Annotated in this window: 23 protein-coding genes and 2 tRNA genes; 12 read left to right on the top strand and 13 right to left on the bottom strand. The window is 61.9% G+C overall.

What is annotated here, in order from left to right:
* Positions 1-11 precede the first annotated feature (11 nt).
* The 10 genes from DXT74_RS15705 to tig form a co-directional block, all read right to left on the bottom strand.
* The gene (locus DXT74_RS15705) at positions 12-698 is read right to left on the bottom strand and encodes a methionine ABC transporter permease (protein WP_019101409.1); all 687 of its coding nucleotides are present in this window, start codon (positions 696-698) and stop codon (positions 12-14) included.
* Positions 698-1,435: a methionine ABC transporter ATP-binding protein gene (locus DXT74_RS15710; RefSeq protein ID WP_107732257.1), complete on the bottom strand. Its 738-nt coding sequence runs from the start codon at positions 1,433-1,435 to the stop codon at positions 698-700. Before DXT74_RS15710 ends, DXT74_RS15705 begins: the two co-directional genes overlap by 1 nt.
* A gap of 370 nt (positions 1,436-1,805) precedes the next feature.
* Positions 1,806-3,641, bottom strand: coding sequence for a SurA N-terminal domain-containing protein (locus DXT74_RS15715; protein WP_114152777.1), 1,836 nt, complete (start codon positions 3,639-3,641; stop codon positions 1,806-1,808).
* A 72-nt stretch (positions 3,642-3,713) separates the two neighbouring features.
* Positions 3,714-3,790: transfer RNA gene (locus tag DXT74_RS15720), tRNA-Asp, on the bottom strand.
* A 6-nt stretch (positions 3,791-3,796) separates the two neighbouring features.
* Positions 3,797-3,872, bottom strand: a tRNA-Val gene (locus DXT74_RS15725).
* Positions 3,873-3,916: 44 nt separating this feature from the next.
* Entirely contained in the window at positions 3,917-4,186 is a 270-nt protein-coding gene (locus DXT74_RS15730; RefSeq protein ID WP_019101406.1) for an HU family DNA-binding protein, read from the bottom strand.
* Between the two features lie 174 nt (positions 4,187-4,360).
* Entirely contained in the window at positions 4,361-6,778 is a 2,418-nt protein-coding gene (gene lon / locus DXT74_RS15735; RefSeq protein ID WP_043641823.1) for an endopeptidase La, read from the bottom strand.
* Positions 6,779-6,921: 143 nt separating this feature from the next.
* A complete protein-coding gene (gene clpX / locus DXT74_RS15740; RefSeq protein ID WP_019101404.1) occupies positions 6,922-8,196 on the bottom strand; it encodes an ATP-dependent Clp protease ATP-binding subunit ClpX in 1,275 nt (424 codons plus the stop codon).
* Between the two features lie 19 nt (positions 8,197-8,215).
* Positions 8,216-8,848, bottom strand: coding sequence for an ATP-dependent Clp endopeptidase proteolytic subunit ClpP (gene clpP / locus DXT74_RS15745; protein ID WP_019101403.1), 633 nt, complete (start codon positions 8,846-8,848; stop codon positions 8,216-8,218).
* An 18-nt stretch (positions 8,849-8,866) separates the two neighbouring features.
* A complete protein-coding gene (tig, locus tag DXT74_RS15750) occupies positions 8,867-10,174 on the bottom strand; it encodes a trigger factor (protein WP_019101402.1) in 1,308 nt (435 codons plus the stop codon).
* Between the two features lie 579 nt (positions 10,175-10,753).
* On the opposite strand from tig, the gene trxB reads away from it, so the two are divergent.
* The 5 genes from trxB to DXT74_RS15775 all read left to right on the top strand — a co-directional run bounded on the left by trxB (position 10,754) and on the right by DXT74_RS15775 (position 15,178).
* Positions 10,754-11,710 (top strand): thioredoxin-disulfide reductase, encoded by a 957-nt coding sequence (gene trxB / locus DXT74_RS15755; RefSeq protein WP_019101401.1) that lies wholly within the window; start codon positions 10,754-10,756, stop codon positions 11,708-11,710.
* Between the two features lie 4 nt (positions 11,711-11,714).
* Positions 11,715-12,338 (top strand): Smr/MutS family protein, encoded by a 624-nt coding sequence (locus tag DXT74_RS15760; protein ID WP_194426436.1) that lies wholly within the window; start codon positions 11,715-11,717, stop codon positions 12,336-12,338.
* 98 nt (positions 12,339-12,436) lie between these two features.
* Positions 12,437-12,889, top strand: a complete 453-nt coding sequence (locus DXT74_RS15765; protein ID WP_019101399.1) for a peroxiredoxin — start codon at positions 12,437-12,439, stop codon at positions 12,887-12,889.
* A 58-nt stretch (positions 12,890-12,947) separates the two neighbouring features.
* The gene (locus tag DXT74_RS15770) at positions 12,948-14,351 is read left to right on the top strand and encodes a PhoH family protein (protein ID WP_043593601.1); all 1,404 of its coding nucleotides are present in this window, start codon (positions 12,948-12,950) and stop codon (positions 14,349-14,351) included.
* Positions 14,348-15,178: an alpha/beta hydrolase gene (locus DXT74_RS15775; protein WP_043641813.1), complete on the top strand. Its 831-nt coding sequence runs from the start codon at positions 14,348-14,350 to the stop codon at positions 15,176-15,178. Before DXT74_RS15770 ends, DXT74_RS15775 begins: the two co-directional genes overlap by 4 nt.
* Before the next feature lie 60 nt (positions 15,179-15,238).
* On the opposite strand, the gene DXT74_RS15780 is transcribed toward DXT74_RS15775, so the two are convergent.
* Positions 15,239-15,427 carry a putative motility protein gene (locus tag DXT74_RS15780; RefSeq protein WP_043641810.1) on the bottom strand — a complete coding sequence of 63 codons (189 nt, stop codon included), beginning with the start codon at positions 15,425-15,427 and terminating at the stop codon, positions 15,239-15,241.
* Positions 15,428-15,850: 423 nt separating this feature from the next.
* Between DXT74_RS15780 and DXT74_RS15785 the strand changes: the two genes are divergently transcribed.
* The 5 genes from DXT74_RS15785 (at position 15,851) to DXT74_RS15805 (ending at position 20,061) form a co-directional block, all read left to right on the top strand.
* On the top strand, positions 15,851-16,933 hold the full coding sequence (locus DXT74_RS15785; RefSeq protein WP_194426437.1) for a PfkB family carbohydrate kinase: 1,083 nt from the start codon (positions 15,851-15,853) through the stop codon (positions 16,931-16,933).
* 25 nt (positions 16,934-16,958) lie between these two features.
* A complete protein-coding gene (locus DXT74_RS15790) occupies positions 16,959-17,885 on the top strand; it encodes a pseudouridine-5'-phosphate glycosidase (protein ID WP_194426438.1) in 927 nt (308 codons plus the stop codon).
* A 188-nt stretch (positions 17,886-18,073) separates the two neighbouring features.
* Positions 18,074-18,739, top strand: a complete 666-nt coding sequence (locus tag DXT74_RS15795; RefSeq protein WP_043641807.1) for an HD domain-containing protein — start codon at positions 18,074-18,076, stop codon at positions 18,737-18,739.
* A gap of 130 nt (positions 18,740-18,869) precedes the next feature.
* A complete protein-coding gene (locus DXT74_RS15800; protein WP_179140710.1) occupies positions 18,870-19,595 on the top strand; it encodes a metallophosphoesterase in 726 nt (241 codons plus the stop codon).
* A gap of 70 nt (positions 19,596-19,665) precedes the next feature.
* A complete protein-coding gene (locus DXT74_RS15805; RefSeq protein ID WP_194426439.1) occupies positions 19,666-20,061 on the top strand; it encodes a hypothetical protein in 396 nt (131 codons plus the stop codon).
* Positions 20,062-20,110: 49 nt separating this feature from the next.
* On the opposite strand, the gene DXT74_RS15810 is transcribed toward DXT74_RS15805, so the two are convergent.
* A complete protein-coding gene (locus DXT74_RS15810; RefSeq protein ID WP_194428112.1) occupies positions 20,111-21,904 on the bottom strand; it encodes an ABC transporter ATP-binding protein/permease in 1,794 nt (597 codons plus the stop codon).
* Between the two features lie 337 nt (positions 21,905-22,241).
* Positions 22,242-22,622 carry a Co2+/Mg2+ efflux protein ApaG gene (gene apaG / locus DXT74_RS15815; protein WP_019101389.1) on the bottom strand — a complete coding sequence of 127 codons (381 nt, stop codon included), beginning with the start codon at positions 22,620-22,622 and terminating at the stop codon, positions 22,242-22,244.
* A gap of 107 nt (positions 22,623-22,729) precedes the next feature.
* Between apaG and rpe the strand changes: the two genes are divergently transcribed.
* Together rpe and DXT74_RS15825 are read left to right on the top strand one after the other, a co-directional pair.
* Positions 22,730-23,410, top strand: coding sequence for a ribulose-phosphate 3-epimerase (rpe, locus tag DXT74_RS15820; protein WP_043641803.1), 681 nt, complete (start codon positions 22,730-22,732; stop codon positions 23,408-23,410).
* Between the two features lie 29 nt (positions 23,411-23,439).
* Positions 23,440-24,195: an SDR family oxidoreductase gene (locus DXT74_RS15825; protein WP_081554712.1), complete on the top strand. Its 756-nt coding sequence runs from the start codon at positions 23,440-23,442 to the stop codon at positions 24,193-24,195.
* Positions 24,196-24,244: the final 49 nt, after the last annotated feature.

Below are 24,244 nucleotides of genomic sequence, written 5' to 3' on the forward strand. Positions count from 1 at the left end.
GCCGGCGAATGTCAACGTTTGTCGAGCTTGGCCGCCAGCCGGTTGCCCAGCAGTTGGATGATCTGTACCAGCACCACCAGCATCAGCACCATGGCCACCATCACATCGGTCTGATAACGGTAGTAGCCATAGCGGATGGCCAAGTCGCCAATGCCGCCGCCGCCCACCACCCCCGCCACCGCGGTATAGCTCAGGAAGCTGATGGTGAGGATGGTCAGACTGGAAATCAGGCCGGAGCGCGCCTCGTTGAGCAGCACCTTGCAAATGATCTGCAGCGGGCTGGCGCCCATCGCTTCGGCCGCCTCCACCACTCCGCGAGGAATCTCGCGCAGCGTCTGCTCGACCAGACGACCAAAATACGGAATCGCGGCGAAGGCCAGCGGCACCGAAGCCGCCACCGGACCGATGGTGCTGCCCACCAGCGCCCGCGTCAGCGGCACCAACGACACCATCAGAATGATGAAGGGGAAGGAACGCACCAGGTTCACCACCCAGCCCAACACGCCGTTCAACGCGCGGTTGGCGAACTGCTGGCCCGGCTGGGTCAGGTAGAGCACGATGCCCAGCGGGCCGCCCAGCAAGACGGCCGCGCTCAGGCCTATGCCCAGCATCACCAGCGTTTCCTGGAAGGCCTGCCAGATTTCCGGCCCCATGCTCGTCAGGTTTTGCAATGCTTCGTTCAGGGTTGCGGCATCCATTACGCGGCCTCCAGCAGCGAGCGCGCCAGATCGGAATCCGCCGCCACTTCGTTATCCGACACATCCACCACTTCCACCACTCGGCCGGCGTCCAAAGCCGCCGCGCGATGGCAGATCGCCCGCACCACGCCCATCTCATGAGTGACGATGACGATAGTGACGCCAAAGCGTTGATTAATGTCTTTCAGGCACTCCAACACGGCTTGAGTGGTTTTCGGGTCCAGCGCCGATGTGGGCTCATCGGCCAGAATCACCTTGGGGCTGGGCGCCAGGGCGCGGGCAATGCCGACGCGCTGCTTCTGACCGCCGGACAATTGGGCCGGGTAGTGGTTGGCGCGGTCCAGCAAGCCCACCACTTCCAGACATTCGTTGACGCGCTTGTCTATGTCCGCCTTAGCCCAGCCCGCCACTTCCAGCGGGAAGGCGACATTGCCGGCCACGGTGCGGTTGGCCATCAAATTGAACTGCTGGAACACCATGCCGATATTCTGGCGCGCGCGACGCAAAGCCTTGGCGGACAAGCTGGTCAGGTCTTCGCCATCGACGATGACCGCGCCGTGGTCCGGGCGCTCCAGTAAATTGATCAGGCGCAGCAAAGTGGACTTGCCGGCGCCGGAAAAGCCGATCAGTCCGAAGACTTCGCCCGGACGAATGGTAAGAGAGGTGTCCGTGACCGCGTCGAACCAGCCACCCTCGGGATGACGGAAACGCTTACGAACATTTTGCAGATGAATCATTCCAAACACTCCAAAAACACAAGGCCCGCCAATGAACTTGGCGGGCCTTGCATGGGAATCTTCGGAATCACTGCTGAATCGAGATTACTGTAAGCAGATGCTGGTTTGTTTCCTGGGTCTGCTTACCCACGCTTTAGCTGTTTTACGCCCGCAAGCTGTGTTCAAATCGGCGACTAAATTTGTTTATGATTGAACATCTTTTTTCGTTTTCAGTCAATAGCCCCGCCCCAAAAAACATTGAAATTGTCTCATCCAGTTCAAAAAAACGTCTCTCTTAGCGGGAATAGCTATAAACAAATCAGCGCAAAACATATGAAAAACCGCCGCCAGCAAGCGCTGACGGCGGCGATGAGACAACTCCAACACGGGTTTATTGAGCGTCGGACAAACCCTGCTTGCCCATCGTCACGCTGTACTTCTGACGCAGCGTGTCGAGATAGCTGGACAACTGAGCGTTGGCGTTCATCTCGCCCAAAATGGCGCTCAGTTGGCCGCGTTCGGCCTCGCTGGCCGCCGGCGCAGGAATCACCTTGTCGATGCGATAGAGCGCGTATTCTCCGTTATCACGCTTGGCGCCGGCGAAGGCCGGCAGCTTGCCCGCCTGAGCGGCGAACACGGCGCGCGCGTCGGCAATCGGCAACCCGGCCGGATCGCGGCGCAGCAGGGTCTTGGATTCGCCCCAGGCCTTGCCATCGCCCTTGCCCGCCTTCAGCTCAGCCAACAGGGCCTGGCCCTTCTTCTCGGCCAGCTTGGCGCCTTCCTTGGCCACCAGTTCGGCCTTGATTACATCGCGCACTTCGTCCATCGACTGCTGACGTTCCGGCTGATGCTCGGCCACGCGCACTACCAACAGGCGGTTGTTGCCGATATCCACTGGCTCGCTATTGTGTTTCTTCTTCAGCACGTCCTCGCTGAACGCCGCTTCAAGCACCTTGGGGCTGTTGAGCAGAGGGTCCGCCGCCGGCTTGCCGCGGCTCAGCCAATCCGAATGCTGCGGCTGCAGCTTCAGTTGCTCCTGCAGAGCCTTCAATGAGTCGCCCTGCTGGTAAGCCAGCTCGGTCAGCTTGTCGGCCTGGCTGCGGAACAGGCTGCCCGCCTGCTGACGCTGCAGCTTCTCGGAGATAGCCGCCTTCACTTCGGCGAAGTCCTGCGCCTTGACCTCGTCCAGCTTGATGATGTGATAACCGAACTCGGTCTCGATCACTTCGCTGATCTGGCCCGGCTTCATCCGGAACACCGCGTCGTCGAAAGGCTTCACCATCATGCCATGGCCGAAGAAGCCCAGATCGCCGCCATTGGCCGCGGAACCCGGGTCTTGCGACTTGGCCTTGGCCAACTCCGCGAAACGAGCCGGATTGGCGCGAACATCCTTCAACAACGCCTCGGCTTCCGCCTTGATCTTGGCCTTCTGCTCCGGCTTGGCGTCCTTGGCCACCGTCAGCAAGATGTGAGAAGCACGGCGCTGCTCATTGCTGAACTCGGCCTTGTGTTCTTCGTAGTACTTCTGCAGCTCGGCGTCGCTGGGCTTGACGCCTTGAGCCAACGCGTCCTGGGACAGCAGCACATAATCGAGCTTGACCCGCTCCGGCACGCGGAAACGCTTCAAATTAGCGTCGTAGAAGGCCTTGAGCGATGCTTCGTCGGTTTTGACTTCAGCGGCGAAGTCCGCCGGCTTCAACAGCAAGGAACGCACTTCGCGGCCCTCGCCCAACAGGCCGGCCAAGCGATTGACCACCGTGCCCGCGACGAACTCGGTTCCGGCGATGCCGGTCAGCTGGCTTTGCAGCACGAGGTCGCGTTTGACCTGGGTTTCGAATGCCTCAGGCGACGGGTAGCGGTTTTGCAGGAACTCGCGATAACGTTCCGGGCTGAACTTGCCGTTGTCCTGGAAGGCGGGAATGGAGGCAATGACTTTGCGCAACTGCTCGGGGCTGACGGTGACGCCGCGGTCGTGTGCGTCGGACAGCAGCAGCTCTTGACGAATCAGGTTTTCCAGCGCGGCCTGACGGCTGGCCGGATCGGTGGGCTGGCCTTCCAAGGCTCGATCCAGATCGCGCTTGTAAATCTTGGAGGAACCTACCTTGGCGAGATAAGGGTCGTCGGAAGCTGCTTCATAGCTGCCCACGCCGAAGCCCACGAAGGTCAACGCAACAGCTCCCAATACAACCTGAATGAAGACTTTATTGTTCTGGACAAACTCGAACATGGCGATTGGCTTGAGCCACCCTTGTCAAAAAAAAAGGTGAACGCTGAATTTCGTTCACCTTTTTGTGAGTTCTGGCGGAGCGGACGGGACTCGAACCCGCGACCCCCGGCGTGACAGGCCGGTATTCTAACCAACTGAACTACCGCTCCGGACTGTGGTGGGCGTTGACGGAGTCGAACCGCCGACATTCTGCTTGTAAGGCAGACGCTCTACCAACTGAGCTAAACGCCCCTCGAAACACCTTGCCAGCCGCTAGGGGCTGCCAAGGCCGCTAATTATAGCGCGTCTTTCAGTGCCTTGCCAGCACGGAACTTCGGCGAACGAGCTGCCGGGATCTTGATGGTGGCGCCGGTCTTCGGGTTGCGGCCGCTGCGTTCAGCGCGTTCGCCAACGTAGAAGGTGCCGAAGCCCACCAGGGTCACGGTGTCGCCCTTTTTCAGAGCGTCGGTTACAGCGGCCACCATGCCGTCCAGCGCCTTGGCGGCGGCGGCTTTGGAGATATCGGCCTCAGCGGCAATAGCGTCAATCAGTTCAGACTTGTTCACGTAAGTCCCCTTTCGTCGTTCTCGGTCTACGTAATTCGGATAAAAACCGCTTGCTTTATAGCAAGGGCGAAATCCTTGTGTCAAGCGGCTTTGACGGGCATTTTGCCATTTCGCAAACACGCTGGAAAGCCGCTTGCACACAAGTTATTCAACGTTCGGCTAAGGCCATGATTCTTAATGCTTCATCACGGACACGCCTTGCGCCGCTTCCTGCGTCGCTCGCAACTCCTCCGCCGGCTTGTCCTCCTCCGGCAAAGGCTCCGGCTGCCGCTCCAACGCCAAGGTCAAGACCTCGTCTATCCACTTAACGGCATGGATTTCGATTTTATGCTTGATATTGGCGGGAATTTCAACCAAATCTTTTTCATTGCCTTTGGGGATCAACACATGCTTGATCCCGCCGCGGTGAGCGGCCAGCAGCTTCTCCTTCAGGCCACCGATGGGCAACACCTCGCCTCGCAGCGTGATCTCGCCGGTCATCGCCACGTCGGCGCGCACCGGAATGCCTGTCAGGATGGACACCAGGGCCGTGGTCATCGCAATGCCGGCGCTTGGCCCGTCTTTGGGCGTCGCGCCTTCCGGCACGTGGATGTGCATATCGCTCTTCTCGTAGAAGTCCGGCTTGATGCCCAGCGAACGCGCGCGGCTACGCACCACGCTCATCGCCGCCGTGATGGACTCCTGCATCACCTCGCCCAGTTGGCCGGTGCGGATGATGTTGCCCTTGCCCGGCAGCGACACCGCCTCGATGGTCAACAGTTCGCCGCCCACCTCGGTCCAGGCCAGCCCGGTAACCTGGCCGATGCGATTCTCGTCCTCGGCAATGCCGTAGTCGAAGCGACGCACGCCCAGGTATTTGTCCAGATTGCGGCCGCTGACCGTCACCTTGGCCGCCTTGCCCGCCTTCAGCGAGGCGCTGGTCACCACCTTGCGGCAGATCTTGGCGATCTCGCGGTCCAGACTGCGCACGCCGGCCTCACGGGTGTAATAGCGCACGATGTCGCGCAGCGCGGACTCCTGCACCGCCAGTTCGCCCTCCTGCACGCCGTTGGCCTTCATTTGCTTGGGCAGCAGGTATTTGGTGGCGATATTGACCTTCTCGTCCTCGGTGTAGCCGGCCAGGCGGATGATCTCCATCCGGTCCAGCAGCGCCGGCGGAATGTTCAGCGAGTTGGCAGTGGCCACGAACATCACGTCGGACAAGTCGAATTCGACTTCGGCGTAGTGATCGATGAAGGAATGGTTCTGCTCCGGGTCCAGCACCTCCAACAGCGCCGACGACGGATCGCCGCGGAAATCCGCGCCCATCTTGTCCACTTCGTCCAGCAGGAACAACGGGTTTTTCACCGCCACCTTGCTCATGTTCTGCAGCACCTTGCCCGGCATGGAGCCGATATAGGTACGGCGATGGCCGCGGATCTCGGACTCGTCGCGCACCCCGCCCAGCGCCATGCGCACGAACTTGCGGTTGGTGGCGCGCGCCAGGGACTGACCCAGCGAGGTCTTGCCCACGCCCGGCGGCCCCACCAGGCACAGGATGGGCGCCTTGAGCTTGTCGACGCGCTGTTGCACCGCCAGATACTCCAGGATGCGTTCCTTGACCTTTTCCAGACCGAAGTGATCCTCGTCCAGCACTTCCTCGGCCTTGGCCACGTCCTTGCTGATCTTGGTTTTCTTCTTCCACGGCAGTTCGAGCAGGGTGTCGATGTAATTGCGCACCACGGTGGCTTCGGCCGACATCGGCGACATCATGCGCAGCTTTTTGAGCTCGGACATCGCCTTCTCGCGGCCTTCCTTGCTCATGCCTGCGGCTTTGATCTTGTTTTCCAGCTCGTCGAGGTCGCTGACCTCGTCCATTTCGCCGAGCTCTTTCTGAATCGCCTTCACTTGCTCGTTCAGGTAGTACTCGCGCTGGCTCTTTTCCATCTGCCGCTTGACGCGGCCGCGGATGCGCTTTTCCACCTGGAGAATGTCGATCTCCCCTTCCAGCTGAGACATCAGGTGTTCGAGGCGCTGCTGCACATCGAACATCTCCAGCACTTCCTGCTTCTGCTCCAGCTTCAGCGGCAGGTGGGCGATGATGGTGTCGGCCATGCGGCCGGCGCGGTCAATGCCGGCCAGCGAGTTCAAGACCTCCGGCGGAATTTTCTTGTTCAGTTTGACGTACTGCTCAAACTGGGCAAGCAGCGCGCGGCGCATTGCCTCGGTCTCGGTCGATTCTTCGGCTTCCGGGCTCAGCGGCTTGAAGGCGCCGACAAAGCACTCGTTTTCCTCGCCTACGGATTCGATCATCGCGCGCTGACGGCCTTCGACCAGCACCTTGACGGTGCCGTCCGGCAGCTTGAGCATCTGCAACACCGAAGCGATGGTGCCGACTGGGTACAGATCGTCGGCGGACGGTTCGTCCTTGGAGGCGGAACGCTGCGCCACCAAGAGGATTTGCTTGCCCTCGTCCATCGCCAGCTCCAGCGCTCGAATGGACTTGGCGCGGCCGACGAACAGCGGGATGACCATATGGGGGAAGACCACCACATCGCGCAATGGCAGCAATGGCAGCGTGGATTCTTCTTTGAGTTCTGCGGGTTGCGGCATATCACCTAACCTTGCTTGTGAAACAATGCTTGGGAGATGGGGGGCGGACAGTAAAATTCAACACCCCCATACTAAATCAGATTTCCGGCTCTACAAATAAAAAACCGCCCGGTTTGGGCGGTCTCCGGATTCGCGGCGAACAATCAGGCCGATTGCGCCTTGTCGTCCTTGTCGCGATAGATGAACAACGGCTTGTCGCCCTTGTCGATAACCTTTTCATCCACCACCACTTTTTCCACATCGGCCATGGACGGCAGCTCGTACATGGTGTCGAGCAACGCCCGTTCCAAAATGGAGCGCAAGCCGCGCGCGCCGGTCTTGCGGATCAGCGCCTGCTTGGCGATCACGCGCAAGGCGGACGGACGAACCTCCAGCTCCACCGACTCCATCGAGAACAGCTTCTGATACTGCTTGATCAGCGCGTTCTTCGGCTGGGTCAGGATGGTGACCAGCGCTTCCTCGTCCAGCTCCTCCAGCGTTGCCGCCACCGGCAGCCGGCCGATCAGTTCAGGAATAAGACCGAAACGGATCAGATCCTGAGGCTCCACCTCCTGGAACAACACGGACAAGCTCTTGCCATCGTCCTTGGAGCTGATGTCGGCGCCGAAACCAATGCCGCCCTTCTCCGAGCGCTGGCGAATAATCTTCTCCAGGCCGTCGAAAGCGCCGCCGCAAATGAACAGGATGTTGGTGGTGTCCACCTGAATGAATTCCTGATTCGGATGCTTGCGGCCGCCCTGCGGCGGAATCGAGGCAACGGTGCCCTCAATCAGCTTCAGCAGCGCCTGCTGCACGCCCTCGCCCGACACGTCGCGGGTGATGGACGGGTTTTCCGACTTGCGCGAGATCTTGTCGATCTCGTCGATGTAGACAATGCCGCGCTGGGCCTTGTCCACGTCGTAATCGCATTTTTGCAGCAGTTTCTGGATGATGTGCTCGACATCCTCGCCCACGTAACCCGCTTCGGTCAGCGTGGTGGCGTCGGCGATGACGAAGGGCACGTCCAGCAGACGGGCCAGCGACTGGGCGAGCAAGGTCTTGCCGGAGCCGGTCGGGCCGATCAGCAAGATATTGCTCTTGGCCAGCTCGACATCGTTCTTGCTTGCCGGGCTGCTCAGGCGTTTGTAGTGGTTGTACACCGCCACCGACAGGGTTTTCTTGGCGAAATCCTGACCAATGATGTACTGGTCGAGATCCGCGCGGATTTCCTGAGGCGTGGGCAGCGGACTGTCTTCGGGGGCGGACGCGGCATCGCCGACGCCCTTCTCCAGCTCCTCGCGAATGATGTCGTTGCACAACTCGACGCATTCGTTGCAGATGAAGACCTGCGGCCCGGCGATCAGGCGCTGGACTTCATGCTGGCTCTTGCCGCAGAAAGAGCAGTAGAGAAGCTTTTCATTGCTGTTCTTGTCAGCCATTGGCGGATTCCATCACTCCTTAAGCTTTCACGTCCTTGTGGGACGTCAGCACTTTGTCGATCAAGCCGTAGGCCTGTGCCTCGTCGGCGGACATGAAGTTGTCGCGCTCGGTGTCGGCCATCACCCGCTCCAGCGGTTGACCGCTGTGCTTGGCCAACAGCTCGTTCATCTTGGCCTTGACCTTGACCAGTTCGCGAGCGTGGATCTCGATATCGGTGACCTGGCCGGACAGACCGCCGCCGTACAGCAGCGGCTGGTGAATCATCACCCGGCTGTTGGCCAGCGCGAAGCGCTTGCCCGGCGCGCCGGCGGCGAGCAGGAAGGCGCCCATGCTGGCGGCCTGGCCGATACACAAGGTGGAAACATCCGGCTTGATGAAGTTCATCGTGTCGTAAATGGACATGCCCGCGGTAATCGACCCACCCGGCGAGTTGATGTAGAAGTGAATATCCTTGTCCGGATTTTCCGATTCAAGGAACAACATCTGCGCCACAACCAGGTTGGCCGACTCATCCGTGACGGGGCCCACCAGGAAAACGATGCGCTCCTTCAGCAGACGCGAGTAGATATCATACGCGCGCTCGCCGCGGCCGCTTTGTTCCACCACCATGGGCACCAGGCCCAGACCTTGAGGTTCCATCATCGATTTCATCGGCCACTCCAGCTGTTATCAGGCGTTGTTGCCCATCAGGGCGTCGAAGGACAGTTCTTTCTCTACAACATTGGCCTTGGACAGCACAAATTCAACCACATTGTCTTCCAGCACCATGGAAGTCGGGCCTTCCAGGCGGTCCGGGCTGGCGTAGTACCAGGTCAGCACTTCAGCCGGATCTTCGTAGCTGTCGGCAAACTCGGTGATCATGGCCTTGACCTGCTCCGGCTTGGCTTCCAGCTTGTTGGATTCCACGACTTCAGACAGGATCAGGCCCAGAGCCACGCGGCGCTCGGCTTGTTGAGCGAACAGCTCCGGCGGGAACGGCATGTCCTTGACGTTCATGCCGCGTTGCTGCATGTCGCGACGGGCTTGCTCGACCAGACGGCCGATTTCCAGGCTGACCAGGGCTTTCGGCAGTTCGATCTCGGTGGAGTCCAAGAGCACCTGCATCACGTTTTCCTTGGTGCGGGCCTGCAGGCGGCGCTTCACTTCGCGCTCCACGTTCTTGCGGATTTCAGCGCGCATTTTCTCTACGTCGCCGTCGGCAATGCCCAGCTGCTTGGCGAACTCTTCGTTCACTTCCGGCAGCACGGCTTCGGCCACATTCTTCAGCAGGATTTCGAACACGGCGGTTTTGCCGGCCACGTCCTTGCCGTGGTAGTCCTCGGGGAAGCTCACTTCCACGCTCTTGATGTCGCCTTCCTTCATGCCGGCAACGCCCGCTTCAAACTCGGCCAGCATCTGGCCCTGACCCAGCACGAACGGGAAGTTCTCGGAGGAACCGCCTTCGAAGGCCACGCCGTCGATGGCGCCCTTGAAGTCGATGATCACGCGGTCGCCGGTAGCGGCTTCGCGCTCAACGCGGTTGTAGCGAGTGCGCTGTTTGCGCAGGATATCGATGGTTTTCTCGATTTCGGCGTCAGTCACCGGGGTCAGCGGCTTTTCCACTTCCTTGCCGGCCAGTTCGCCCAGCTTCACCTCCGGGTAAACCTCGAAAGTGGCTGCGAACTTGAAGTTTTCCTTGTCGTCGCCAGCGGCTACCGGCTCGAAACGCGGGTAACCTGCGACACGCAGCTTCTGCTCGCTCACGGCGGAGTAGAAACCCTGTTGAACCTGCTCACCCATCACTTCTTCACGCACCTGGGCGCCGTAGTTCATTTCCACGATCTTCAACGGAGCCTTGCCCGGGCGGAAACCTTGAATCTTGGCGTTGCGGGCCACGCGCTTCAGGCGCTCGGCCACTTGCGTGTCGATAGCCGCCATCGGCAGGGCGATATTCATGCGGCGCTCAAGATTGCTCAATGTTTCCAGCTGTACTTGCATGTTAAATCCTTAAGTGTGTGACAGGTTTAGTCATCTGGGACGGTACGACGCCACGGATCGGCAGACTCGAAGGACATTGCCTCACCTTAGACTGGCGCTGCGTGGAGTTACACCACGCACCCAACGCGAAAGCGGACAGTATAGCACGCGGCCGGCGCTGGCAAGTAGCCGCCACGCGGCCGCGGCGGGCCAAGCGGACCCAGCCCCGCCACGAATTCCGGCATGAGGACGGCCCGAGAAACGGCAAGCTTTTGAATCAACGCGTGAATGCGCAAATGATTTTGACCTGGACCAAGCCCGGCCAATAGGACGGCCTGGACGGGCGATAAAGGATTTCAATCAGCAATGTTGAATATTCCAATCACGCCGGCGCTTAACCTTGCCTCGCCGCTCTTGTATATTGTCAGCCGAAACGGTCGCCGCCGCGCAGGCGCGGCCGACGCCGGCGGGCGTCAGGAGCTTGGATTCCGCCGGCTTGGCTCCATACTTCAGTACTGAACGGCGCGTTCTCGGCTCCAAGCACTCCGCCCCGGACCGTCGCCATCGGTTCTCTTACCGCTTCTCACACAGGAAAACATCATGACCACGACTCGCCACAGCCCCCTGCTGATTCTTGGCTCCGGCCCCGCCGGCTACACCGCCGCTGTTTACGCGGCGCGCGCCAACCTGAAGCCGGTGCTGATCACTGGCCTGGCGCAAGGCGGCCAGCTGATGACCACCACCGATGTGGACAACTGGCCCGCGGACGCCGCCGGCGTGATGGGCCCGGAATTGATGCAGCGCTTTCAGCAACACGCCGAGCGCTTCGGCACCGAAATCCTGTTCGACCACATCCACACCACGCATCTGCACGAAAAACCGATCCGTTTGGTGGGCGATGCCGGCGAATACACTTGCGACGCGCTGATCATCTCCACCGGCGCTTCGGCCAAATACCTGGGCCTGGCGTCAGAAGAAGCCTTCAAGGGCAAGGGCGTGTCCGCCTGCGCCACCTGCGACGGTTTCTTCTACCGCAACCAGGACGTGGCGGTGATCGGCGGCGGCAACACCGCCGTGGAAGAGGCGCTGTACCTGGCCAATATCGCCAAGCACGTCACCCTGATCCACCGCCGCGACACCTTCCGCGCAGAGAAAATCCTGATCGACAAACTGATGGACCGCGTCAAGGAAGGCAAGATCAGCCTGAAGCTGAACGCCACTCTGGACGAAGTGCTGGGCGACGACTCCGGCGTCACCGGCCTGCGCCTGAAATCGATGCAGGACGGCGCCACTGAAGAAATCAAGGTGATGGGCCTGTTTGTCGCCATCGGCCACCAACCCAACACTGAAATCTTCAAAGGCCAGCTGGAAATGGACGCTACCGGCTACCTGATCACCAAGAGCGGCCGCGAAGGCAACGCCACCGCCACCAGCGTGGCGGGCGTATTCGCCGCCGGCGACGTGCAGGACCATATCTACCGCCAGGCGGTGACCAGCGCGGCCTCCGGCTGCCAGGCCGCCCTGGACGCGGAACGCTATCTGGACAGCCTGAAGTAAACGCTTGAAAGCCTTCAAGAAAGCCTTGCAAGGCATGCGCCAGCAGGTGCGCGACTCCCGCGCGCCTGCTGGCGTTTCCGTTTCCGCCGCGCCGCAGGCCGAGCCGGAGCCGGATTTCCGCCAGCTGTTTCGCGACGTCAAGCCCATGAAGCCGGATGGCCGTCACGCCAGCCCCCGCCCCAAGCCCAGCCCGCATCCGCGCCGCCGCCATCAGCACGGCCAAGCGTCGGAAGCAGTGCAGCAGGCCTTGTTGCAGCACATGGTGGGCTGGTTCGAACCCGCCGAGGTCGACGCCCATTTCGCCCGACCCGGCATGCCTTCGGCCACGCTGAAGAAGCTGCGCGCTGGTTTCTGGCCGGTGACGCGTCAGCTCGACTTGCACGGCTGCGACCGCTATCAGGCACAGGACGCGCTGGCATTGTTCCTGCACCAGGCGCGCCGACACGGCCCCTGTGTGCGGGTGATACACGGCAAGGGCTTCGGCTCCAACGGCCAGCCAGTTCTCAAACGCATGGTGCGCGCCTGGCTCAAGCACCACCCCGACGTGCTGGCCTTCTGCGAGGCCGGCGAAACCATGGGCGGCGCCGGCGCGCTTCTGCTGCTGCTGCGGCGCGAACACGCGCCGTGAAAATTTCGTTACCCATTCCCATTGTCTAACCGGGCGGGAATCCGCTAATCTCAAAACAAGGCGGACGCACCACCCAGTTCCACCACAGGAGTTACTGCATGTCCGGCACTGCTTGCCCCGACTTCACCCTGCCCGGCACCGCCGGCGTCACGTTTCAGTTGTCCTCCAGCCCCAAGCCGCTGGTGATCTACTTCTACCCCAAAGACAACACTCCCGGTTGCACCAATGAAAGCATGGACTTCCGCGACCTCCATGCCGAATTCGCCGCCGCCGGGGCCGCCATCGTCGGCATTTCCCGCGACAGTCTGAAATCCCATGAAAATTTCAAGGCCAAGCTGGAGCTGCCGTTTGAACTGCTGTCCGACACAGAGGAGACCGTCTGCAATTTGTTTGGCGTCATCAAGATGAAGAATATGTATGGCAAACAAGTCAGAGGCATTGAACGCAGCACCTTCGTGATTGACGGGAACGGTGACATCGCGCGCGAATGGCGCGGCGTCAAAGTGCCCGGACACGCCGCGGCGGTGCTGGACTTCGTTAAGACGCTCTAAAAACCGCGTCGGGGCGGCCGGCCACCGGCCCGCCCCGCGATAAAACCAGGGGATCATTATGGCCAGCCGCAAAAAAATCAGCGCCAGCAAGCTGTTTGTTCTCGACACCAACGTGCTGCTGCACGACCCCACCTGCTTGTATCGTTTCGAAGAACACGATGTGTTCATCCCCATCATCACGCTGGAAGAATTGGACACCCACAAGAAGGGCATGTCCGAAGTGGCGCGCAATGCGCGCCAAGCCAGCCGTTTCCTCGATGAGATCGTCAGCGGCGCCGAAGCCAAAATCGAATCCGGCATTCCGCTGAAGAACGCCAGCCGCGACGCCGCCACCGGCAAGCTGATCCTGCAGACTCAGGCGATACACAGCGTGCTGCCGCCGTCGCTGCCGGTGGGCAAGGCCGACAATCAGATCCTCGGCATCGTGATGGCGCTGAAGGAACTGCAGCAGGGCCGCTCGGTAATCCTGGTATCCAAAGACATCAATATGCGCATCAAGGCCCGCGCGCTGGGCCTGGACGCGGAAGACTATTTCAACGACAAGGTACTGGAAGACACCGACCTGCTGTACACCGGCACCCGGGAGATTGACGAGAGCTTCTGGGAGCGCAACGGCAAGGACATGAAATCCTGGCAGGAACAAGGCCGCAGCTACTACCAGGTCAAAGGCCCGGACGGCCAGAATCTCTACGTCAATCAGATGCTGTGGCAGGAAGGCGCCCAGCCGCTGCAGGCGCGAGTGACTCAGGTGGAAGGCAAGACCGCGGTGCTGCAGACGCTGAAGGACTACAGCCACCACAAAAACAATGTCTGGGGCATCACCGCGCGCAATCGAGAGCAGAACTTCGCCCTCAATCTGCTGATGGATCCTGAGGTGGACTTCATCACGCTGCTGGGTCAGGCCGGCACCGGCAAGACGCTGCTGACGCTGGCCGCCGGCCTGGCGATGACGCTGGAACAGAAGCTGTACTCCGAAATCATCATGACCCGGGTCACCGTGCCGGTGGGCGAGGACATCGGCTTCCTGCCGGGCACCGAAGAGGAAAAAATGGCGCCGTGGATGGGCGCGCTGGAGGACAATCTGGACGTGCTCAACAAGAGCGATGACGACGGCGGCGACTGGGGCCGCGCCGCGACGCGCGATCTGATTCGCTCCCGCATCAAGGTCAAATCGCTGAACTTCATGCGCGGCCGCACCTTCCTCAACAAATACCTGATCATAGACGAGGCTCAGAACCTGACGCCCAAGCAAATGAAGACGCTGATCACCCGCGCCGGCCCCGGCACCAAGGTGGTCTGCCTGGGCAATATCTCTCAGATCGACACCCCCTACCTGACCGAGGGCAGCTCCGGCCTGACTTATGTGGTGGACCGCTTCAAGGGCTGGGGCCATTCCGGCCATATCACACTGCAACGCGGCGAGCGCTCGCGGCTGGCCGACCACGCAGCAGAAGTACTATGATGCACCCCCGCCTGGAGCTGCTCCATCAAGCCCCAGCCACAACGGCGGCGCGCCATGCGCCGCCGTTGTTGTTCATTCACGGCGCCTTCTGCGGCGCTTGGTGCTGGCGGGAAAACTTCATGCCCTGGTTCGCCCGGCAAGGTTACGATTGCTGGGCACTAAGCTTGGAAGGCCACGGCGGCAGCGAGGGCCGGGACTACCTGGCCGCCATCGGCATCGACGACTATGTGCGCAATCTGGACTTCGCGCTCAAACAGTTGCCGGCCGCGCCAGTGATGGTGGGCCACTCCATGGGCGGCTATGTGGTGCAGCAATATCTGAGCCGCCACAAGCTTCCGGGCGCGGCCTTGCTGGCCTCGGTGCCGCCCACCGGCCTGGCCTCTTCCAGCCTGAGGCTGCTGACGCAGGCGCCCGCACTGTTTCTCAAGCTCAATATGTACCAGCACGGCCTGTACGACCCGGAGTTCATCGAACTAAAAGACATGCTGCTATCGCCGGACGCGCCCGAATCGGCCGTGGAGCTGCTGATCAGCCGTTGCCAACAGGAAAGTCAGCGCGCATTAATGGACATGACCCTGGTCAACCCGCTGACCAACCGGCCGCTGACGAGGCTGCCGGCGCTGGTGCTGGGCGCGGCGGAAGACCGGCTGGTGGGGCCTGAGGACGTGGTGGCCACCGCGCGCCGCCTGGACGTGGCGGCGGACATCCTGCCCCATCTTGGTCACATGATGATGCTGGACACCCGCTGGGAGAGCGTGGCCGAATGGCTGGCAAACTGGCTGGAACGCCAATTCCCCGAGGATTGGGATCAGGCGCTCAGCGCTTGAACGCCCACAATCCGTAATAAAAAAAGCGGCCAAGGCCGCTTTTTCAGTTCCCGCGCCGGATCAGGCGCGGGTATCGATGTTCTGCCCCAGATGGGCGGGATTGCTGGCCTGGGCCTGCGCCATATTATCGGACGCGCCCTGCACCAGGCTCAAAGCCGACTGCGCCGACGCCGACATGGCTTTTTTCAATGCGTAGATCTGGAGGCTGTTGGATACGCCTTGCCCGCTGATCTGACTCAATCCATCCATACTTTGCCTCCCTTTGAAACACGCACAATGCGCATGGCTATAGTCTAGACGCATTGCCTCAGGCTGTCATCGCAGAATTTAGTCTTTTGTATCCAATACACTACAGCGCCGAGCACGCCTCGCCATTTCCGCGCACAACCATCGCTCCCCTCATTCTCCCCCATCCATGCGCTTGCACAGCCTATACCTGATCGATTTCCCGCTCATCCATCCAAGCGTTTCACTGGCGTTCCGCGATGACTCGCCGCTCATGCAAGTGAATGAAGAACAAGAACAGCCGGTCGCCATACTGCCTCAGCGCGGCCGGCGTGATCACCGTCTCATCTGCCCGCGACTATCTCCATGGGAAGTGCGCCGCCCTTGACCCGCGACATGCCAAAGCAGTAATATCGGACAAATGTTTGCAAAACGGACAAATGTTTGATGACAGAGCGGGAACAACAAATCCTCGCCCTGCTGCGCCGCGATCCGCTGATTCCGCAGCAGGAGCTGGCGGATCAGCTGGGCATCAGCCGCTCGGCAGTGGCTGGGCATATCATGAATCTGGCGCAGAAGGGTCACATCCGCGGCAAGGGTTACATCCTGGCCGAGCAGCGCTATGTCGCCGCCGTCGGCGGCGCCAATATGGACATTGTCGGCAGCGCCGCCGCCGCGCTGCGCCACGGCGACTCCAATCCCGGCCAGGTACGCTGTTCGCCCGGCGGCGTGGCTCGCAACGTAGCGGAAAATCTGGCGCGCTTGGGCGCCGACTGCCGGCTAGTTTCGGTGGTGGGCGACGATATCCACGGCCGCTCGCTGTTAGAAGCCACCCAGCGCGCCGGCGTCGACGTCCGCGGCTGTCTGACGCTGCCGGACGCGGCCACTTCCACCTATCTGTCCATCCAGCAGGCCGACGGCGACATGGCGCTGGCCATCAACGATATGGACATCCTCAACCGGCTGACACCGGAACGCCTGCAAGCGCAACGCGATCTGGTGCGCCATGCGGGCGCGGTGGTGGCGGACACCAATCTGAGCGCAGACGCGCTCGCTTGGCTGATAGCCGAAAGCGGCGAGAAGCCGCTATTTGTCGACCCGGTATCCGCGTTCAAGGCGGAACGCATTCGACCCTGGCTGTCTCGCATACATACGCTCAAACCCAATCGCCTGGAAGCCGCCGCCCTGTCCGGCCTGCCGCTGGAGCGGGCGGAACACGCGCCGGATGCGGCGCGCTGGTTCCATGGCCAAGGCGTACGCCGTGTGGTGCTGAGCATGGCCGGCGCCGGCATCTATTACAGCGGCGAAGCCGGCGACGGCTGGCTGGACGCGCCGGACTGCGCCATCGTCAACACCACCGGCTCCGGCGACGCGCTGATGGCCGGCCTGGTCTGGGGCTGGCTCAATGAATTGTCGCTGGCGGACAGCGTGCGCTTTGCCCGCGGCTGCGCCGCGCTGACACTGTCCTGCGCCGCCACCAACAACCCTTCTCTGTCGCGCGCGGCAGTGGATGCCTATCTGAACGCCTGATCTCGTCATCAACAAGGAGCACGCAATGCACAACGCCCATCTCGATATCCACCCCGAAGTAGCCGCGGCACTGGCCGCCAACCGCCCGGTAGTGGCCCTGGAATCCACCATCATCTCCCACGGCATGCCCTATCCGCAGAACGTGGAAACCGCGCTGCAAGTGGAAGCGGAAATCCGCGCCCACGGCGCGGTGCCGGCCACTATCGCCATCATCGACGGCCGCTTGAAAGCGGGCCTGAGCGCGGAGGAGATCGAATACCTGGGCAAGGGCGGCCGCGACATCGCCAAGGTCAGCCGCCGCGACCTGCCCTTCATCGTCGCCGGCAAGCGCAGCGGCGCCACCACGGTAGCCTCCACCATGATCATCGCCGCAATGGCCGGCATCCGCGTGTTCGCAACCGGCGGCATCGGCGGCGTGCACCGCGGCGCCGAACGCAGCTTCGACGTTTCCGCCGACCTTCAGGAACTGGCGCAAACCCCGGTAGCCGTGGTCTGCGCCGGCGCCAAGTCCATCCTGGACCTGGGCCTGACGCTGGAATACCTGGAAACCCACGGCGTGCCGGTCATCGGCCACCGCTGCGACCACCTCCCGGCCTTCTTCACCCGCGACAGCGCCTTCAAACTGGATCACCGTCTGGACGAAGCCGCCGACATCGCCGCCGCAATGCAGGCCAAGTGGAGCCTGGAGCTGCGCGGCGGCATGGTGGTGGCCAACCCGATTCCGGAGCAGTACGCGATGCCGCGCGACAAGATAGACGCCGCCATCGAGCAGGCCTTGCGCGAAGCCGAGGAGCAAGGGGTAGCCGGCAAGGAGTCCACCCCCTTCCTGCTGGCCCGCGTCTGCGAGCTGACCGGCGGCAACAGCCTGGCCGCCAACATCCAGTTAGTGCTGAACAACGCCCGCCTGGCCTCCGCTATCGCCGCGCGCTACTGCGAGATGAACGCAGGCTAAGCACCTGCCAAGAGCGGCTAACAAACCCCTGATGCTGTGTTGCGCCGACTTGCCGTACTCAAGTACCGCCTGCGTCGGCGCGCCTTGCCTCAGCCGTAAAACTGATTTTTGTTAGCCGCTTTAAATGGCCAGCTTGACGACAACGCGGATTGGGGCTGTAATCCCATGCCCCAATCCTTGCCGCCGCCATGAACGCCATCCTCCCCAATGCGACTATCGACGTCTGGCGCGCCCGCCTGATCGACCTGCTGCAACAACAGCCGGGCGACGACGACGGCGCCCACGACCTGAACCATTTTCACCGTGTCTGGGCCTGCGCCCGGCAGTTGCTGGACGCCCACCCCGCCGCTGACGCGCTGACCGTGCTGGCCGCCTGCTATCTGCACGATCTGGTCAACTTGCCGAAGAACCACCCAGAGCGCCACCTGGCCTCGCGCCAGGCCGCCGCGCGCGCCCGCGCGCTGCTGGCCGCCAGCGATTTTCCGGCGGACCGGCTGGACGGTGTCGCCCACGCCATCGAGGCGCACAGTTTCAGCGCCGCCATACCGCCGCAAAGCCTGGAGGCCCGCATCGTGCAGGACGCCGACCGCATGGACGCGCTGGGCGCCGTCGGCTTGGCGCGGCTGTTCTATACCGCCGGGCGCATGGACTCCGCGCTGGCCCACCCTCTGGACCCGCTGGGCGAGGCCCGCGAACTGGACGACCGCCGCTGGGCGCTGGATCACATCGAGGTCAAACTCGCCAAATTGCCGGCCATGATGCAAACAGAAGCCGGCAGAAAAATGGCGGAACTGCGGCTGCAATGGTTGCGCGACTTCCGCCGGCAATTTTGCCAGGAATGGCTAACCGGCTAGCCCAGACGGCGCCGAACTCGGTAAGCCATTGATAGTCAAATCAAAACAATTCTAGCTTTGAAACTATCAACTCAATGACAAAACCATGGGCATGGCGCAAAATAAACGCACCCCACCCCCGAGTTCAAGCATGATTCTGAAGCTGCAAAGCAATACCCATGGCCGAGACTGGGCGGTTGGCGACATTCACGGATGCTTCCGCCAATTGTCGCGCTTGCTGAAAATGGCCGCGTTCAATCCCGAATGCGATCGTCTGCTGTCGGTTGGCGACATGATAGATCGCGGCGCCGACAGCGCAGCAGTGCTGGAGTGGCTGGCGCAACCCTGGTTCTATGCGGTGCGCGGCAATCACGAGCAACTGGCGATTGACTCGCTGCTGGGGGACAAGCAAGCCGAAGTCCGCCATGTGAACAACGGAGGCTCCTGGTTGCTGACGCTGCCGGCCCCTCAGCGGCAAGCCTGCCTGACTGCTTTTCAGCGCCTGCCATACGCCATTGAAGTTACCGATGCGGACGGCGGCAAGATCGGCGTGCTGCACGCCGACTGCCCGGACAACGACTGGGAAGCGCTGACTTCCGGCCTGGAGAACGGCACCCTGCCGGAGACCAGCCGCAACGTCACGCTATGGTCTCGAGAACGCGCGCGCCACGGCCGCGGCGGCGTCGTGCGCGGGGTGGACCTGCTGCTGGTGGGCCATACCCCGCAAACCAGCGCCACCCGCTTTGACAATGTGCTGAACCTGGATACCGGCGCCGTCTACGGCGGCAAACTGACTCTATTCTGCCTGAACGACTTCGTCGAACTGTCTCTGCCCAGTGAAGACGACGCTCTGCTAGGTTTCCACCTGCACGAATAGCGCGACGGTGGCGCGCCGCGGCCGGGATGGCTAGAATGCGGCGCTCTGTCTTTTATCCCAGGAGTTCAAGATGGCCAGCAAGAAAGCCGCGACCAAGCCCCAGGCGCAGCAACGCCAGCAACAGGACAAGCGCTGGAACGCCGCGGAACAGGCCTGTCGCGAAATCATGAGCTTGCTGGAGGCTTTGGAGCCCAGCTTGGCCGCACAGCAAACCTCGGCCCAATACGCGCAGATGGCGGCCGTATACTACAAGAAAATCCGGAATGGCCGGGTGATGTCGCCCGGCGACTTCAATCTGGCCGCCGATGTCGCCGCCAGCGCCCGCCGCGCCTTGCAGGCCTTGGCCCCAAAGCTGGACTTTGCTCCCTTGCCGCAAGCGGCCGACTGCCAGCGCATGCTGACGCTGGCCGACGGCGTCTTGGCGGCGATGAGCGAATTGAAGGCTGCCGGCCGCCGCCAGCCCTGAGCCTGTTCAAGACCCCACCACCGGCACGCGGCAGACTCTGAACAGATTCTCAGGCCTCGTCGGCCGCCGGCTGCTCGGTCTGCTGCAAGCGCCACATCTCAGCGTAGCGGCCGCCGCGCTCCAACAGTTCCCGGTGCGCGCCCTGCTCCAACACACGCCCGGCCTCCATCACCAGGATCTGGTCGGCGTCGACAATGGTCGACAACCGGTGGGCGATGATCAAAGTGGTGCGGTTGGCGGAGATCTCCGCCAGCTCGCGCTGGATCGCCTTCTCGGTCCTGGAGTCCAGCGCACTGGTGGCCTCGTCGAAAATCAGAATGGGCGGGTTCTTCAGAATAGTGCGCGCAATCGCCACCCTTTGCTTTTCCCCGCCGGACAGCTTTAGCCCTCGCTCGCCCACCATTGTGTCGTAACCATCCGGCAGACCGCTGACAAAGTCATGGATATGCGCGGATTTGGCCGCCTCTATCACCTCTTCGCGGCTGGCTCCCGGCCGGCCGTAAGCGATGTTGTAATACACTGTGTCGTTGAACAGCACGGTATCCTGCGGCACGATGCCGATATGGGCGCGCAGGCTGTCCTGAGTCAGTTCGCGAATGTCGCGGCCGTTGACCAGAATCCGCCCCTGTCCAACGTCGTAATAGCGGAACAGCAAGCGCGACAGCGTGGATTTGCCGGCGCCGCTGGCGCCGACCACAGCCAGCGTCTTGCCGGCCGGAATCTCGAAACTGACTTCGCTTAGAATCCGGCGCTTGCTTTCATAAGCGAAACCCACCTGCTCGAAGCGCACCCCGGCCGCCCGCGCGGCCAAGACCTCAGCCCCTGGCGCGTCCGCCACCTCCTCGTTGGCGCTCAGCAGCGCGAACATGCGCTCGATGTCGGCCAGAGAATGCTTGATCTCGCGATAGACAAAACCCAGGAAGTTCAAGGGCGCGTACAACTGGGTAATGAAAGTGGCCACCAGCACCACGTCCCCCACCGTCATCCTCCCGGCCACGACCTCGCGCGCGGACAACACCATGATCAAAGTGACGCCGCTGGCGATGATCAGGCCCTGGCCGGCGTTGAGCATGGACAGAGATACCTGGTTCTTGATCGCGGAAGCCTCCCAGGCCGCCAGATTCTTGTCGTAGCGCTCCGCCTCATAGCCTTCGTTGTTGAAGTATTTCACCGTCTCGTAATTCAGCAGCGCGTCGATTGCCTTGGCGTTGGCCTTGGAATCCAGATCGTTCATGCTGCGGCGGTAAACGGTGCGCCACTCTGTCACCACCAGAGTGAACGCAATGTAGACGGCGATGGTGCCGAAAGTCACCAACGCGAACGGCCAGGCGTAACGGTGTAGAAGAATGGCGGTGACCATGCCGATTTCCAGCAGCGTGGGCAGGATGTTGAACACGGTGAAATTGAGCAGAAAGCCTATGCCCTTGGTGCCGCGTTCGATGTCGCGGCTCATGCCGCCGGTCTGGCGCTCCAGGTGAAACCGCAACGACAGCCGCAGCAGATGCTGAAACACGCCGCCAGCCACGCTGCGCACCGCGCCCTGTATCACCCTAGCGAACACCGCGTCGCGCAGTTCCCCCAGCACGCTGGACAACAAGCGGGCGCAGCCATAGCCGGTCAGCGCCAACACCGGCAACGCCAAGAGGGTGGCCGGCACCGAAAGTTGATCAACGATGTCTTTCAGATACAAGGGCACACTGACCGCGGCCACCTTGGCCAGCACCATACAGGATAGCGCCAGCAGCACCCGCCACTTGAACACCCACAAATAGGGCAAAAGCGTTTTGAGGGTGGCGACATCGTTTCGGCGGCTAGGAGCCGGGCCGGAATGGGTAAAGCGCATATTCGGGATTGCCTGTTGGGTCAAGCTGTTCCAAAGTGAGAGTTGAGCTGTTTTGCAAACATCATCAACGCTCGCCAGGGGGCGCGGACATGTGGATATTATTGCTGGAAGCGGCGATTGCCGGCGGATTGGCCACCTTCATCGTCTGGTGGACCTGGCCAAGGGAAAAATAACGCCGCCGGCTTTGTGAAGCCCCGGCGCCGGTTCAAAGTCTAGCGAGATGGAGCGAAGCAAAGCGTTGAGGCTGACGGAAACGGCATGGTCAAGCGACGCATGAGCATGCCGGCTCCGGCTTCAACGCCGCGTCGCCAACGCGCAGCGGACATGGAACGGACCATCAATGCAGCACGCGCGGCGCCACCAGGTTCATCTCGGGGATTTCGGCCTCGAAACGCTTGCCGTCGTCGGCCAGGAACTGATAGCTGCCCTTCATTGAGCCGTAGGGCGTTTTCAGATGGGTGGCGCTGGAATAGTCGAAAGACTGCCCCGGCTCGATGCGCGGCTGCTCGCCCACCACGCCCATGCCCCGCACTTCCTGCACCTGCTCGTTGGCGTCGGCGATGATCCAGTGGCGGCTGACCAGTTGCGCCGGTTCGCTGCCGGTGTTGGTGATGCGGATGCGATAGCCGAACACATAGATGTCGTTGGCCATATTGGACTGTTCTTCGATGTAATGCGGTTCGGCTTCCACTTCGACACGGTAGGTTTTTTCCGCCATGTTCAGCGCTCCTTTTGTTGTTTGTGCTTCATTTTATCCCGCCGGGACGCTTTTGGCGCGGTAGAATGTGGCCATCCCGTGTTCATCCTTGCCCAAAGCAACGCCCTATGCGCACTTTCCGTATCGCTCCCAGCATTCTTTCCGCCGATTTTTCCTGTCTTGGTCAAGAGGTTCGCGATGTCATCGCCGCCGGCGCAGACATCATCCATTTCGATGTGATGGACAACCACTACGTGCCCAACCTGACCATAGGGCCTATGGTGTGCGAAGCCATCCGCCCGCACAGCGCCGCGCCCATCGACGTCCATCTGATGGTGAAGCCGGTGGACAGCCTGGCCGCCGCCTTCGCCAAAGCCGGCGCGGACATCATCACCTTCCACCCGGAAGCCTCCGAGCACGTGGACCGCACGCTGGGCCTGATCAAGGACGCCGGCTGCAAAGCCGGCCTGGTGTTCAATCCGGCCACCTCGCTGTCCTATTTGGATCACGTGATGGATAAGATAGACATGGTGCTGATCATGTCGGTGAACCCGGGCTTCGGCGGGCAGAAATTCATCCCGCACGCGCTGGACAAGGTGCGCGAGGCGCGCCGCCGCATTGATGAATACACCGCCAAGCACGGCGGCGAAATCTGGCTGGAAGTGGACGGCGGCATCAAGGCCGACAATATCCGCGCGGTGGCCGAGGCCGGCGCCGACACCTTCGTCGCCGGCTCCGCCATCTACGGCCAGGACAACTATAAAACCGTGATCGACGCGATGCGCGCCGAGCTGGCCCAGCTTAGCTGAAGCCGCCCCCCTTCCCAGGAGCACAGAATATGCATGCCTTCATCGTGACCGGCGCTTCCCGCGGCCTAGGCTTGGCGTTGACCGAAGCCCTGCTTGCCGACGGCTACCGCGTCGCCGGCCTGGCGCGCGGCGCCGTGGACGCGCTGGCCCCGCTGGCGCGCCGCTATCCGGAACGCCTGATCGCCCTTGACGTCGATCTCTCCGACGCCGCCGCGGTGGCCCCGGCCATCGCCGCCGCGGTAGAACAACTGAAACCGGCCGATTGCGCCAGCCTCAACCTGATCAACAACGCCGGCGTGGTCACCCCCATTGCCCAAGCCGGCCATTACCCGGCCGAGGACGTGGTACGCGCCTTGGCGATCAACCTGGCGGCGCCGATGCTGGCCACCGACGCGCTGCTGCGCGCCAGCGCCAGCCTTAAAGCTCGCCGCCGCATCCTCAACATTTCCTCCGGCGCCGCCGCCAAGCCCTATCCGGGCTGGAGCGTGTATTGCACCACCAAGGCCGGGCTGGACCACTTCAGCCGCAGCGTGGCCGCTGAGCAGGCTGGCCAGGACAATGCCGCGCAAATCGTCTCGCTCTACCCCGGCGTGGTGGACACCGACATGCAGGCCAGCATCCGCGGCAGCGACGCCAAACAGTTTCCGCAAAAAGCACGTTTCGACGCGCTGAAAGCCGACGGCGAACTGAGCACCCCGGCCGCCGCCGCGCGCCGCATCGTCGACCACCTGCTGTCGCCGGCCTTTGGCCTGCAAGCCGTGGTGGATATCCGCAACCTGGGCTAAAGCCTGCTCACGATCTGCCGCGCAAACGCGCGCGGCAAGCACCAAACAG

The sequence above is a fragment of the Chromobacterium sp. Rain0013 genome, from assembly GCF_015291765.1.
Lineage (GTDB): Bacteria > Pseudomonadota > Gammaproteobacteria > Burkholderiales > Chromobacteriaceae > Chromobacterium > Chromobacterium haemolyticum.

What these genes read in the sequence shown, in the direction of transcription:
- DXT74_RS15705 (WP_019101409.1), bottom strand. Translation starts at nt 698, where the DNA reads ATGGATGCCGCAACCCTGAACGAAGCATTGCAAAACCTGACGAGCATG.
- DXT74_RS15785 (WP_194426437.1), top strand. Translation starts at nt 15,851, where the DNA reads ATGACAGAGCGGGAACAACAAATCCTCGCCCTGCTGCGCCGCGATCCG.
- DXT74_RS15810 (WP_194428112.1), bottom strand. Translation starts at nt 21,904, where the DNA reads ATGCGCTTTACCCATTCCGGCCCGGCTCCTAGCCGCCGAAACGATGTC.
- rpe (WP_043641803.1), top strand. Translation starts at nt 22,730, where the DNA reads ATGCGCACTTTCCGTATCGCTCCCAGCATTCTTTCCGCCGATTTTTCC.
- DXT74_RS15780 (WP_043641810.1), bottom strand. Translation starts at nt 15,427, where the DNA reads ATGGATGGATTGAGTCAGATCAGCGGGCAAGGCGTATCCAACAGCCTC.
- clpX (WP_019101404.1), bottom strand. Translation starts at nt 8,196, where the DNA reads ATGGCTGACAAGAACAGCAATGAAAAGCTTCTCTACTGCTCTTTCTGC.
- DXT74_RS15710 (WP_107732257.1), bottom strand. Translation starts at nt 1,435, where the DNA reads ATGATTCATCTGCAAAATGTTCGTAAGCGTTTCCGTCATCCCGAGGGT.
- DXT74_RS15795 (WP_043641807.1), top strand. Translation starts at nt 18,074, where the DNA reads ATGAACGCCATCCTCCCCAATGCGACTATCGACGTCTGGCGCGCCCGC.
- DXT74_RS15715 (WP_114152777.1), bottom strand. Translation starts at nt 3,641, where the DNA reads ATGTTCGAGTTTGTCCAGAACAATAAAGTCTTCATTCAGGTTGTATTG.
- DXT74_RS15770 (WP_043593601.1), top strand. Translation starts at nt 12,948, where the DNA reads ATGGCCAGCCGCAAAAAAATCAGCGCCAGCAAGCTGTTTGTTCTCGAC.
- lon (WP_043641823.1), bottom strand. Translation starts at nt 6,778, where the DNA reads ATGCCGCAACCCGCAGAACTCAAAGAAGAATCCACGCTGCCATTGCTG.
- tig (WP_019101402.1), bottom strand. Translation starts at nt 10,174, where the DNA reads ATGCAAGTACAGCTGGAAACATTGAGCAATCTTGAGCGCCGCATGAAT.
- apaG (WP_019101389.1), bottom strand. Translation starts at nt 22,622, where the DNA reads ATGGCGGAAAAAACCTACCGTGTCGAAGTGGAAGCCGAACCGCATTAC.
- DXT74_RS15800 (WP_179140710.1), top strand. Translation starts at nt 18,870, where the DNA reads ATGATTCTGAAGCTGCAAAGCAATACCCATGGCCGAGACTGGGCGGTT.
- trxB (WP_019101401.1), top strand. Translation starts at nt 10,754, where the DNA reads ATGACCACGACTCGCCACAGCCCCCTGCTGATTCTTGGCTCCGGCCCC.
- DXT74_RS15775 (WP_043641813.1), top strand. Translation starts at nt 14,348, where the DNA reads ATGATGCACCCCCGCCTGGAGCTGCTCCATCAAGCCCCAGCCACAACG.
- DXT74_RS15825 (WP_081554712.1), top strand. Translation starts at nt 23,440, where the DNA reads ATGCATGCCTTCATCGTGACCGGCGCTTCCCGCGGCCTAGGCTTGGCG.
- DXT74_RS15805 (WP_194426439.1), top strand. Translation starts at nt 19,666, where the DNA reads ATGGCCAGCAAGAAAGCCGCGACCAAGCCCCAGGCGCAGCAACGCCAG.
- DXT74_RS15790 (WP_194426438.1), top strand. Translation starts at nt 16,959, where the DNA reads ATGCACAACGCCCATCTCGATATCCACCCCGAAGTAGCCGCGGCACTG.
- clpP (WP_019101403.1), bottom strand. Translation starts at nt 8,848, where the DNA reads ATGAAATCGATGATGGAACCTCAAGGTCTGGGCCTGGTGCCCATGGTG.
- DXT74_RS15765 (WP_019101399.1), top strand. Translation starts at nt 12,437, where the DNA reads ATGTCCGGCACTGCTTGCCCCGACTTCACCCTGCCCGGCACCGCCGGC.